The organism is Anoxybacillus sp. FSL W8-0104 (assembly GCF_038004465.1).
Taxonomy (GTDB): domain Bacteria; phylum Bacillota; class Bacilli; order Bacillales; family Anoxybacillaceae; genus Anoxybacillus; species Anoxybacillus flavithermus_G.
Map to the genome: position 1 here is coordinate 2,572,361 of NZ_JBBOQU010000001.1, position 12,418 is coordinate 2,584,778.

Here is a 12,418-nt window from a genome sequence, read left to right on the forward strand (position 1 = left end):
CGCAAAGTGCTTGCCTATCGGCGAAGAGCGCACGAGTCCCACCGAGGAGGCTGTCGCCGCCGCAGTGTGGGACGGAGCGACTCGAGCCGATAGCACTTGGAGCTAGACATCTCCCTGCATCCAAAATTTTATACTTTCCTATCCCTTTATAAAGAAAAAGGGGCTGATGAAATTCATCAGCCCCTTTTTCTTTGCCTCTGGCCACCAACCGCTCTCTATTATAAACAGAAGGAAATAGTACTACGGTTATATTTTAGCATCATTTTTTATGTTTAACAAACATATTTTTAGTTTTTTTGGTATAAATTTTTTGTTGACAAGCATATATTCCCTTCCCTCACACGTTCAAAATAAACAATATTGAATTTTCTGCCCAGAACGAATAGAAACTGAGCGGAAAGTACATAAGATGGCTCGTTCTTCAGCAGCTGTGAGGTCATTCATCGATGCGGGGATGTAACACTTCTCGTGGTCATTCCAACGCCGTACACATATTTGCACTTTTCCTTTTCCAAATAAAAACGTAATGACAATCATTAATTGATCATCTACCGTTTTAAAAAATAAAAATAAATCGTCTTTTGTTGTACACGTAATCATGCGGTAGCGCATCGGTTCAAGAGGCCGCTTGTTCATCGGTGAAATAAACTGAAGTGAGTCAGAAAAGTGAATGGGTTCGATTGTGCGAGATTCATAAAATGGAGGATTCGGCTTTTCTTTAATAAGCACCTCACACGTTTTCCCTCTTTTTTTCGCTTCATGAACAATGAAATTGGAAAAATAAATATTCATCATTCATCATCCCCCTCAAGTTTTTCCAATGTATATTTTTACATTTTTCGAATATTCATTCAACTTTTTTCGACAAAAAGACTGTTTATTTTTGTTCTGAAAACGAACATTTTGTTTGTTTGTTCTCAAAAAGAACAAACAATCCCCCTTTCTTCTTCTATCGTAAAAAGAAAAAGGGAATTTGGTGGAAGATGATGTTACAACATATCGGAGAACAAATTAGGCGTTTGCGCAACGCACACGATTGGACGCAAGAACAATTGGCACAGCGATTAAACGTGTCTCGTTCGAAAGTGAGTAAATGGGAAAACGGTGAAGTGCTTCCTGATTTGCAGTCGATTATCGACATGAGTGATTTATTTCTCGTCAGCACTGATTTTTTGCTCGGTAAACACCCGACAGATGAACAACTATTGCAAGAAGTACGATTGGCATACGGGACAAATGACATGAGCGATGAGCAGTTATCCGTTATTCGCTACATCAATGAACAGCCGGAGCTTGCGAAACGATTATATGCGTTGCAGTCATTACCGACGCATAAACGCAAACGTTTGGAAGAGATCGTCATAAAGATGATCGATGAAATGATTGAAGCATTGAAATAAAAAAGGGGCGTTTTCTGCCCTTTATTCAATGCCGATTAATTTTTTTAAACGATATACATCTGCTTCCGTTTGCCATTGCTTTTGTGCGTGCAGTTCAAATTTGTCATGCAGCTTGTCCACTTTTGTTTCTAACTTTCCGATGCGCACATGCAGTTCTTTTACTTCTTCGCGTATTTCTTGCTTAAAGCTTTCCATTTCTGCGCGCATCTCTTGCTTGAAGCTTTCCATCTCTGCGCGCATTTCTTGCTTGAAGCTTTCCATCTCTGCGCGCATTTCTTGCTTAAAGCTTTGCATCTCTTGTTTCAAGTTTTCTATTTCCCCACGCATTTCACGTACTTCATAAAGCAATTCTTTCACTGCTTGTAACACTTGGCTTTCCACGTTTCATTCACCCCTTTCATTTTTACCCCTAGCATACCACTCCGACCATAGTTGGTCAATTGAAAAAAAGAGGCTAGCGGAGAGGATGCTAGCCAAACTGTGAGGGAGCAGTAAGAGGACACATTTTGGAAGGAAGTTGAGAGGAATTGCTTTTTATCACCTCCTCGGTCTATATGATACAAAAATACAAAAATGATGTAAAATTTCGATTTTTTAATTTTCAAGCCGATTTTTTTATTTTTTCGCCGTTTTTCAGCCATTTCTCGCAAAAAAAGTAGCCGAAAATTCAATTTTTACTTTTTCTTTTCTTTTTTTGTTACATATTCTTCATATGATATAATAAAGGCAACTACTGTTGCGAGGTGGATGCGGTGAAAACATTTAAGCTCGTTGCCCTCACACTATTGCATGAACAAAAGCAAGATATTCCACTTATTGATGGGTTAATAATCAATAAAGAAGATGAAAACAAGCAGTGGCTGATCGAAGCGTACGTCGAGCAAACATACCGCGAGCTATTTACATCGTTAAAAGAAAGCGGAGCAACGTTTGATGCGCTTGTGACCATTTCACGCAAAACGAACGATCCTGCCCATGTACGTGCGACCGTTCGCTCGATAACGATAATGAGTGAACGAATGAGTGTACTAATGGATGCGACGCTCGTCAAACGGTCGAATTTAGCTGAAGTTGTGCTTGAAGATTTAGTTCACCGTGGACTACACGGTGAAACGCTTCTGCAACAATTTAAAGAACACATGCATACAAAAAGAGGCTGATTATCCAGCCCCTTTTTGTTTGGCAATGACAACGTATCGATTCGGCGCATCCCCGATCCAGCGAAACGGATAACATGTAATTAACGTAAGCGTCGGATGCGCTTTTGGGACGAGCACCGTTTTATCATCTGGCTTGACGATGCGAATATGTTGAACGACGTACGTCCATGTTTGATCGTTCGTGCGAATGACTAGCTCGTCTCCTCGTTGAATGTCGCCAAGCTGACGAAATACCGTATCGCGATGCCCTGCTAAAATCGTATGATTACCTTTCCCCGGAAGCGCACTTCGTTCATCGAGCGCCACCCCTTTATTTAACTGTTGCAATCCTTCATAAATCGGCATGGATATGTTTAGTTTCGGCATAAAAAGCGTGCCGATCACATCACCTTGTTGTACAGTAGGTTGGTCGCTCCGTTTTACCGCTTCATACGCTTTATACCAACCGAACGCATTTGTCCAAATGAACGATGCGCTAAAAAGAAAACATGCTATCGCAACGGCTCGCATCGTTTTCCCTTCTTCCATAACACGAAGCTCACAAAGAGTAGAGCGACACCGATCAATATGTTCATCCCGTACGAAGAAGCAGTTTTCGGCATTCGCGCAACAAGCAAACCGCTTTCTAAATCAAGTGCCATCTTCCCAATGTGTGCAAGTTGTTCGCTTGCATCAATCAACACGCTCGAATTCAGCCGTTCAGACGGAATATATAAATCGGCTACGAAATTTCCTCTTTCATCATACCATTCCATAACGACAGGGGCTGTCGCTGTTTCTATTTGTTCAAACGAAATCGGTTTTCGCCCATGTTCGTTTACTTCAAACACTTTCGCTTGCAGACGATACAGCGACAGCCATTCGTTCCAAAAGGTGAGCATGGCTTCCCGCTCTTTTTTCGTTAGCGGTTTGGATAAGTCACGCAGCACAAGCGTTTGTATTTGGTCGTCAAGGCGTTCAAGCGTTTGTTTCGCAGACAGAGGAGTACGTTCAATTAATCCTCGAATTTCGTTTTCCGTTAGTCCAATCGTCGCTAAAATATCGGTCATCGCTTGCATCGTATCGTAACGATCGCGGTAAAACGATAAGGCATATGCTAAATCTTCAATAAACGTATATTGTTGCAGTTGTTCGCCAAATTGTCCGAGAAGCGCTTCCGCTTCTTCTTGCGTCATTTCATAACGCTGTAATAGGGCATCAAGCCGATCAGGCGTGATGGGTGTGCCTAATTGCTCTTTTAACGCCTCCAATGAAGAAAAATCTTCGATCGTCATATTCCATTTCGCTAAATAGCGCGTTAAATCGTCCATCGTCCAACCGATGTCTTGTACGTATTGTTGTAGCGCCTCTTCGGAAATGGCTGCTTGCACAGGTGTGGCAACTAAAAAAACAAATAACCATAGCACGCGCATGTATTTTCCTCCCTTATGTGTGCTATGGTTATTTTGTTCGATTATTCCATTTTTATACGATTAGAAATATACTTCATATAAGGCGCGCACCGCTTTTTCAACCGCATCCGCTTTGACGCCAAACATCATGCTTACTTCTGAGGAACCTTGGTTAATCATTTCAATATTGACGTTGGCGCGGGCAAATGCAGCTGTAGCCTTCGCCGCAATACCGACGCTCCGCTCCATCCCTTCCCCAACGACCATAATAAGCGCTAAATCGCGTTCAATCGATACTTCATCGACACGCAATTCTTTCACAATGCGGTCTAGTACGCGGCGTTCCACATCGCCAGCTAATTGTTCTTCGCGTAAAATGACCGACATATTGTCAATGCCTGATGGCGTATGTTCGTATGAAATACCTTCATCTTCTAAAATTTGTAGTAGACGGCGCCCAAATCCGATTTCGCGGTTCATTAAATATTTGCTGACGTTAATGCTGCAAAATCCTGTATCGCTTGCGATACCTGCTACAGGGCGATCGCGATGGTCTCTCGTTGCGACGATCATCGTCCCCGGCGCTTCCGGGTTGTTCGTATTTTTCACGCATACCGGAATGCCACGGCGATACACAGGTTCAAGCGCTTCATCGTGAAACACCGAGAAACCGGCATACGACAATTCACGCATTTCACGATATGTTAATTCTCTCAGCTGGCACGGATGTTCCACGATCGACGGATTGACGCAATAAATGGAATCGACATCGGTAAAGTTTTCGTATAGTTCAGCGCCAACTCCTGCCGCAACGATCGAACCGGTAATATCCGAACCGCCGCGTGGGAACGTGACGATATGCCCTGAACGCGAATAGCCGAAAAAGCCTGGGATAACTAAAATGCCGCTTCTTTCCTTTAATTTTGCCAGTTGCTCATATGACTCAGGTAAAATTTGTGCATTGCCCGGCTCATCTGTGACGAAAATGCCGGCGTCTTTCGGATTGACATAGTGCGCTTCATAACCGAGCTGACGAAGGTAGTGTGCCATCAGCTTCGCATTGTTATCTTCTCCGCTCGCCTTTAATGCATCAAGCAAGCGCTTTGGTTGATCGCGATACGTATCAATCATTTGTTGTAAGCTTGCCGAAATGACGTCTAAAATGTCACGTGATAAATGTAAATCGGTGACGATTTCATCATAACGTGCGACAACTTGCGCAAGCACCCCTTCGTATATGTCATGTTCAATTACTTTTTTTGCAAGCGTAATTAATAAATCTGTCATCTTCGTATCATCTTTGCATCGCTTTCCCGGCGCAGAGACGACGACAAATTTGCGCGCATCATCCGATGTGACGATGTTGGCTACTTTTTGAAATTGCTGTGCATTGGCAACAGAACTTCCCCCGAATTTTGCTACTTTCATATGCCATAACCCTTTCTTTCTATTTTTATTTCCTTATCATAGCACATCTTCAATCTCTTTTGTCAGAAAAATTTTTCAATTTTCGTATTCCTTCTTTGCACACACCATACGATAGCCATGAACAGCCAGCACAAAGCACATCTAGATCATCTGGTTCAACCGCTTGCTTCGTTCGTTCAATGAGCTCAGATTTCATATACACTTCGTTTTCTTTGAGCTGTAAATGGTTTAGTACACGCCGATCCATCGTCAGCACATGATCGTTCGATTGTTCATCTGCCTCGCAACGGTCTACTCCATGGTGGGGACACGCATAACACGCTTCATCAAGGGCGGCGATGACGCGAATCGAGCCATCCGTACGGTCATCGCGCATAAACGCAACGATTTCAGTCATCTTTTCGACGAACGATTCACTATATCCCATGCCTTGGAAGCCGTGTACGCATAATAAATGATGTCCTCGCAACGTTCGCATAATGGTCCTCTTTTCTTTTTTATCCTCGAAATATTATACACTACTTTTCATAGTTATTCATCATTCTTTGTTGTAAAGTAACCATAAGCATCGCTGTTTTATACATTTTTCCTTCCAACGTTCCTTTTTGGATGTCGACAATGAGTTCTTGTTTATTTTTTAAAATGACTTTCGTTTTCTTTTTCTCATACGGTTGTATCATCTTGATGTGGGATGGTGCAATCCATATGCATCGATCGCTGTCAGGAGAACATGTTGGAAAGAAGTAGAGCCGAAGCGCTTCACAAACGGAGATCGGAACCATTTGCCGAATGCCGAGAATATGTTTTGCCGCGTGAACTTTTCCTTCATATGTACTTCCGTAGTAACGGCAGCTTTGTTGTATAATCTCTTTCGGCGATTGCTCTACTTTGTACGTGTTGTACAATTCGTAAACGATCGTCCCAAGCCGGCCGTATGAATCATATTGTGGCACAAGTGCAGCTGTCTCCTCCATAATCATGTACTCTTCCATCCGTTCCATCCAAACTCCCCCTCACAAATATATGTTCGCTATTATTATAATGAATTTTCATAATTTTAACAATAAAAATCCCGGAAAATGTCCGGGACTAAACAGTAAATTGTTTTCCTTTTTTTTCTAAATGTTGCGCTTTAACAAAGCGAGCGCTTCTTTGGCCGTTTGTTGGGCTGTTTGTTGGAGCGGTGCGACAGCTTGAATCATCGCTTCTTTTCGCTCTTCTCGTTCGTTCATACATTGCTGAATATATGAAAATAGTGCTTCACCGTCCCAGTCGTCTCGTTCGACATGCGCAAACACCGGTTGGTTTGCTTGCTCGGCAAATGCATCAATTTTCGGATCGTATGATAAAGCAATAAACGGTGTATGAACGACCGCCGCAAAAATTAACGCATGTAAACGCATCCCGACAAGCAAGTCAGCACTTGCGATCATCGCCATTTTTTCTTCAATGCTTGCATCATAAGGAGCAACGACGGCGCGCTCTTTCATCATCGCTAACACACGACGGGACGTTTGATCATCATGATGTCCATGCATCGGGATGAATACAACATCAAAACCTGCTTCAATCGAACGGTCAAGCGCGACGGCAATTTTTCTTTCAAAATCGCGACCGCGCGTCCAATCCCGTACGGAAACAGCAATGACCGGACGTGTAAACGACTGTTGTTGCCACCAAACTGTTGGCGTTGTCGGCGGCTCTAGTCCCATCACCGGATCAGGTACGACAGTAATCGGTTTCGTTACACCTAGCGTTTTTAATAGTTGTGCAGACGGTTCATCGCGCACCGTAAGACGATCGACTTGATTTAACGTCCATTTCATCAACCATTGATTTGGCTTGTTGTTGACAGGACCCATGCCTTGTGCGTACACCATGACCGGTTTGCCAAGCCATTTGGCAATTTGCATGATCCCCGTATAGTACGGAATGCTGCGCCATCCTGTTTGATCTTGAAGCAAACTTCCGCCACCGCTAATTAACCCATCGCTTTGACGGAGCGCCTGAACGATGTCACCGATTCGCCAACGATTTACAGCATGAACCCCATATGTTTGTTTTGTAAATTCAGGATCGTTTGAAAGTACGGTCACTTGCACATGTGGATCATGCGCACGAAGCGCCTGAATAATCGCATATAAAATGGCTTCGTCTCCCACGTTATGAAAACCGTAATATCCAGATAGTACAATGTTCATCGTATCACCTTTTTCCATACCCACTTATATGCATAAATAAGGGCAATACCAATAAATAGCCCAAGTCCAAGACTATACATTGTGCGAACAAATGAAATAAAAAGTGGGATATGCAAATGTGTAAATGTATTGATCATCGACAACCATCCGATTGTCCCAACGACAAGGAGGATCGCCCCTAGCTGCTTTTGCTTATTGATGACAAATAACGCAAGCAAATAAGCTGGAAAACCGAGCAAAAACTCTTTCGTGCGTGGGCGTACATATAACCATTCTTCTAACTTTTGTCTCGCTGCTAGTTCAAGAGCACTTGCCGTTCCTGTATTGCCAGAGCGCAAGACGTAATACGCCAACAGAGCGAAAATGATCAAGCTAAGCACGACATGTCCGACAGTAATCGGATGCTTCCATAGTCGCTTCATAAAAGGAAGAAGCGGCTCTCGAATGATCCAAGGTAAAACGAGTACGACCATGGCAACAAGCGGAACGACGTAAACAAGTTTCACCCCACGAAACCCTTCACCGACATAAGCCATATACTCATTTCCATACAGCATCGTCACAATCCAACTAATTCCGACAAACGAAATGGCAATCGCACGACCATACGCCATAAATGTACCACGCCATCCTTCTTGGACGGAAGAAGGTTTAGCGGCATATATTGGGGTAATGATAGCAACGAGCAAAGCGACTGCCTTCAAGGCTAAATCAATCGCCAACACCGTTCCTACAACACTTAAAATGAGCGTTCCGCCAGCGGCAAGTGATGCCATCATTGGCGACACGAGCGAACGAACCGCAAGAAAAACGAAAGCAGTCGCCCCAATCACAAATCCAATTGTAGCAATAGACGAACGTTCAATTGGTGCGAACGGTTCACTTTTTCCGAGCGTATAGTGGCTTGGCATATGTTGAACAATTTGTTTCATGACGGAAACGGTTTTTTCAATATTTTGTGCTATTTCTTCGGATGTATACGGGCGAATAAATAGGGCGCGAATGTTGCGCTCTTTAATCGCACGAATCGCTACATCAACCGCTTCATTTGGCTTTCGCTGCTCTAAATTTAAACTATGTAAACGAACAACGTGCATATCCATCGCTTTTGCTAATGCCGTCAACCCTTTCGCTTCGTAAAACTCTGTTGACAGTAAAGCATATCCTGCTTCTTTCCAGACTTCCCCCCATTTTGTGACATCTGTTGGGTAGCCGGCCACTTCTTCTCCTGTCGGCAACAACTTAGATGTATGTTCATTTTTTAACGCTTCAATTTGTTGAAGTACATGTACACTCGCTTCGTTCATATCACGTGCATCTGGAATACGGAGCACAACCATTAAGCCTTGTTCAATGAGATGAGCGATTTTCATTTCATCATATCCTAATGGAACACGCTTGATTTTTTTCGCATTTCCTTCGATTATATAATACGTTTTTCCATTTGCTTGCGTCGCTTGAACGTCATCGCCAAACATCGCTTCGAGCGATGAAACAAGCGGGAACGTTTCATCGAGCGGATAAACGACAAGCCCACGCGAAGGAAGATGAGCGACATTTTCGTTTGCAAAAATAAGCATACGTTTAAACTCGCTCATCTCTATCAACAGAACACGCCCGGATTTTCCAAGTGACTCGAGCGTTTCTGCTTCAACGCTCACCGTCGTTAACCCAGCTTCTTTCAATTGCTTCCATACGTCTTCTTCTTTTTCTTCTTGCAACCATGCTTCGATTTCATCATATGGCATTATCATTTCATACGTTCGATTGTCCCATTCTACTTGATGACGCTTGCCTACCGCTGGAGCGATGAGCACGAGCGAAAGCGCGATGATAATCAACAACCATTTTTTCACGTGTTTCATCCCTTCTTTGTTTGATTCAACCATTGGCGAAGCTCTTGAAGCGTTACTCCACCGAGCGCAAGTGCGATTCCAATATAGAATAAACCACCACCAATTGTTGCAATCGCTACATACACGAGCGACGCCATTCTTCCCCACGTTGGGGAAATGAGAAATAAGCCGATGCCCATAACAAGCGAGGCAAATACATAGACGATGACCTTTCGATTCCAAAACGAAAGCGATATGTGACGGCGAATCGCAACGTGGTTCATCCATGTAATAAACGCATATGTGACAAACGTCGAAATGCCGGCACCAATTAAGCCGTACCAAGAAATGAACAATATGTTTGTCCCCCATTTCACGAGACAGCCTATTAAAATAATGAAAGCAGCTCGTTTCGACTCGCCAATACCTTGTAAAATGCCTGTCCCAAGCAAAGCGAGCGAGGTGAATATGGAACTTGCCAACACGACCGCCATCGTCGCGCTTCCTTCGTCATTTGTAAACAAAGCGACGTTGAGCGGAACGGTTAAAGCGGCGAGTCCTGCCGCCATGGGCCATGATAAAAAGTGGGATAGACGAAACGACTGTTCGATCGTTTGCTGTGCTCGGTTTATTTCCCCTTTTGCTAGCTGTTTACTTAACAGCGGAATGAGCGGGAGCACAAGCGAAGATGAAAATACGGTTGCAATTTGCACAAGGGCTGTTCCACGGCTATACAGCCCAAATAAATAGCTCGTTTCGTCTGTTCCTACGCCATATGAACGAAGCGCGAGCGGAACAGATAGCGAGTCGACTAAATTTAAAAATGGCATCGCAAGCGCACCGAGCGCAATCGGGATAGATAACGTTAAAATCGTCTTGCTCGTCTCCATCCACTGCGTGCGCGTTAGTTTCACACGTTTCGGACGGTAAGGAGAGCGGGCATACAGCGCCCGTAAGTATACGAGACTTGCAAACGCCCCAAGCGGCGAGCCAATCATAATTGCTCCGGCGATTATATCGTCAGGGTATGCAGCTTTCACCATATAAAAAGCAACAAGTAAAATAAAAGTAACGCGCACAAATTGCTCAAGTACTTGCGACGTAGCTGTCGGCTTCATATCTTCGAGCCCTTGGAAAAAGCCGCGATATACAGCCATATACGGCGAGATAAGTAACGTTGTACTGACGACGATAATCGCCCATTGCGCTTCCTCGCCACCTAGTGCTTGGGCGATCCATGAGGAGCCTCCTGCAAGGAGCGAAAAGCTGAGCACGCCGAAACTAAATGCCAACACGCTCGCCGTCTGCACGAGACGCGCCACTTCATCTTCTTTTTGCTGCGCGCGCGCTTCGGAAATTAATTTCGATACAGCAATCGGAATGCCCGCAACCGATAAAATGAGCGCAACCATATAGAGCGGATAAACGAGACTAAAAATGCCGAGCACTTTATCTCCCGCAATGTTTTGTAACGGAATGCGAAAAATGCTGCCAAGCACTTTCGAGATGATCGTGCCGAGTGTTAAAATGATCGTCCCTTTCACAAATGACTGGCTCATTTTCTAACAACCTTCTGCTTTAAAATCGTCCACGCAAAGCGCGGCAACGCCATCATCCGCTTCGCTCGCGTCGGCTGTTTTAACAGTCGATACAACCATTCTAAATGGAGACGAATCCATAGTTCAGGGGCGCGCTTGACCACTCCAGCAAGCACGTCGAAGCTTCCGCCAACGCCCATCCATACACCACGTCCGACTGTCTGTATATGTTCGGCAATCCATTGTTCTTGTTTCCCCATGCCTAGCGCGACAAAAACAAAATCCGGTTCGGCTCGCTTCACTTCTTCGATGATCGTTTCATCGTTCCAATCGAAGTAGCCGTTGCGTACTCCGACTAAACGAGCGTTCGGATAGCGGTCACGCACATGTTTCGCTGCCGCTTGTACAACTTTTTCTTTTGCGCCGATCATATATACGCGATATTCATGCTCATCAGCAAGCTGCAAACAGCGGCAAAGCAAGTCGTAGCCAGCCACTCGCTCTGGAAGCGGCGTTCCGAGCAGTTCAGCCGCTTTCACGACCCCGATGCCATCCGCGACGACGTAATCCGCTTGCTGAATGGTCGCCATGTATGTCGGTTCCTCATTTGCTTTCATAACAATTTCAGGATTGGCCGTCACGATAAAACAAGGCTTTTGTTGTTTGACGTGCGCATGAATGACGGACATCATTTCATCCATTGTCGCACGAACAAACGGAACTCCGAGTATGTGAATCGTTTGAAACGACATAAAAAACTCTCCTTCGCTTCGATCATTCGACAACACTACTAATCATATCACATGAATATAACAATTGACTATTTCTTCTTTGTCATAACATTGGTAAACTAATGGTATACATATGTACATAAGAAAGGGTTGCATACGCCATGGAACAATGGACAAACGATACCGTCAATCGCACGGTAATGGCTCTCGTTCAACAATTAACAAAAGATTGGACGAAGACGAAAGTACACTCGGAAATATTAGAAATTTTTATGAAAATGCGCATGGAAACAAAAACAGAAGAAGAATACGTTTCGTTATTGTTGACGAACGTCGCTTTTGCGACAGAGTCAAGCTTTGCATTAAACAAAATCTTTGAGCTCATTTTGCTTCATAAACAATTTCCACCTGCTGAAGCCGTGCAAGCATGGTTAACAGATGCGCATGAAAAAATTCAAGAACAATTGCCAACGTTGCGTGAAGTGTATCGCAAACATTTCGGCGACGAAGGAAATATAAAACGTAAGCTTGAACTGAGCTATTGCCCTGTCTTACTAAGCAATCGAATCAAGACAGATTTCATTTTCGCATTTATTCACGAACAAAATCAGTCGATGATGAAAGACTTTTTCCATGCCGATCCAAAAGCGGTGCTTGAAGCACTTCATCACATCAGCGGCTTTTTCGCAAGCATGATTTTAGAAGGAATTGAACTCATTTAAAAAAAGGGAGCC

At 44.0% G+C, this 12,418-nt stretch carries 14 protein-coding genes; 3 read left to right on the forward strand and 11 right to left on the reverse strand.

Translation table 11 applies throughout. From position 1 onward, the window contains the following. Positions 1-345: 345 nt before the first annotated feature. Positions 346-795, reverse strand: a complete 450-nt coding sequence (locus NST18_RS13735; protein ID WP_004892759.1) for a hypothetical protein — start codon at positions 793-795, stop codon at positions 346-348. A 191-nt stretch (positions 796-986) separates the two neighbouring features. Here NST18_RS13735 and NST18_RS13740 point away from each other — a divergent pair, with 191 nt between their 5' ends. After that, positions 987-1,400, forward strand: coding sequence for a helix-turn-helix domain-containing protein (locus NST18_RS13740; protein WP_035019283.1), 414 nt, complete (start codon positions 987-989; stop codon positions 1,398-1,400). A gap of 21 nt (positions 1,401-1,421) precedes the next feature. Here the strand turns inward: NST18_RS13740 and NST18_RS13745 are convergent, their stop codons facing one another. Continuing rightward, entirely contained in the window at positions 1,422-1,781 is a 360-nt protein-coding gene (locus NST18_RS13745) for a DUF1640 domain-containing protein (RefSeq protein ID WP_004892763.1), read from the reverse strand. A gap of 371 nt (positions 1,782-2,152) precedes the next feature. Here NST18_RS13745 and NST18_RS13750 point away from each other — a divergent pair, with 371 nt between their 5' ends. After that, positions 2,153-2,560, forward strand: a complete 408-nt coding sequence (locus tag NST18_RS13750; protein WP_035018944.1) for a YwpF-like family protein — start codon at positions 2,153-2,155, stop codon at positions 2,558-2,560. On the opposite strand, the gene NST18_RS13755 is transcribed toward NST18_RS13750, so the two are convergent. From NST18_RS13755 to NST18_RS13795, 9 genes are all read right to left on the reverse strand, one after another. Further along, on the reverse strand, positions 2,561-3,088 hold the full coding sequence (locus NST18_RS13755) for a class D sortase (RefSeq protein ID WP_128356501.1): 528 nt from the start codon (positions 3,086-3,088) through the stop codon (positions 2,561-2,563). Continuing rightward, the gene (locus tag NST18_RS13760) at positions 3,052-3,972 is read right to left on the reverse strand and encodes a processed acidic surface protein (RefSeq protein ID WP_004892768.1); all 921 of its coding nucleotides are present in this window, start codon (positions 3,970-3,972) and stop codon (positions 3,052-3,054) included. Before NST18_RS13760 ends, NST18_RS13755 begins: the two co-directional genes overlap by 37 nt. A 60-nt stretch (positions 3,973-4,032) precedes the next feature. After that, positions 4,033-5,379 carry an aspartate kinase gene (locus NST18_RS13765; RefSeq protein WP_064214372.1) on the reverse strand — a complete coding sequence of 449 codons (1,347 nt, stop codon included), beginning with the start codon at positions 5,377-5,379 and terminating at the stop codon, positions 4,033-4,035. Positions 5,380-5,428: 49 nt separating this feature from the next. Continuing rightward, positions 5,429-5,857 carry a DUF1284 domain-containing protein gene (locus NST18_RS13770; protein WP_064214373.1) on the reverse strand — a complete coding sequence of 143 codons (429 nt, stop codon included), beginning with the start codon at positions 5,855-5,857 and terminating at the stop codon, positions 5,429-5,431. Between the two features lie 40 nt (positions 5,858-5,897). After that, positions 5,898-6,380, reverse strand: coding sequence for a competence protein ComK (locus NST18_RS13775; RefSeq protein WP_064214374.1), 483 nt, complete (start codon positions 6,378-6,380; stop codon positions 5,898-5,900). A gap of 117 nt (positions 6,381-6,497) precedes the next feature. Next, the gene (gene csaB / locus NST18_RS13780) at positions 6,498-7,598 is read right to left on the reverse strand and encodes a polysaccharide pyruvyl transferase CsaB (RefSeq protein ID WP_241738708.1); all 1,101 of its coding nucleotides are present in this window, start codon (positions 7,596-7,598) and stop codon (positions 6,498-6,500) included. Beyond that, positions 7,577-9,469: a DUF5693 family protein gene (locus tag NST18_RS13785; RefSeq protein ID WP_192951784.1), complete on the reverse strand. Its 1,893-nt coding sequence runs from the start codon at positions 9,467-9,469 to the stop codon at positions 7,577-7,579. The genes csaB and NST18_RS13785 overlap by 22 nt, the downstream gene beginning before the upstream one ends. Beyond that, positions 9,442-10,974, reverse strand: coding sequence for a putative polysaccharide biosynthesis protein (locus NST18_RS13790; protein WP_064214377.1), 1,533 nt, complete (start codon positions 10,972-10,974; stop codon positions 9,442-9,444). The genes NST18_RS13785 and NST18_RS13790 overlap by 28 nt, the downstream gene beginning before the upstream one ends. After that, positions 10,971-11,705 (reverse strand): WecB/TagA/CpsF family glycosyltransferase, encoded by a 735-nt coding sequence (locus NST18_RS13795; protein WP_088223527.1) that lies wholly within the window; start codon positions 11,703-11,705, stop codon positions 10,971-10,973. The genes NST18_RS13790 and NST18_RS13795 overlap by 4 nt, the downstream gene beginning before the upstream one ends. A 140-nt stretch (positions 11,706-11,845) precedes the next feature. On the opposite strand from NST18_RS13795, the gene NST18_RS13800 reads away from it, so the two are divergent. After that, positions 11,846-12,406 (forward strand): hypothetical protein, encoded by a 561-nt coding sequence (locus NST18_RS13800; protein ID WP_064214379.1) that lies wholly within the window; start codon positions 11,846-11,848, stop codon positions 12,404-12,406. The last annotated feature ends 12 nt before the right edge of the window (positions 12,407-12,418 follow it).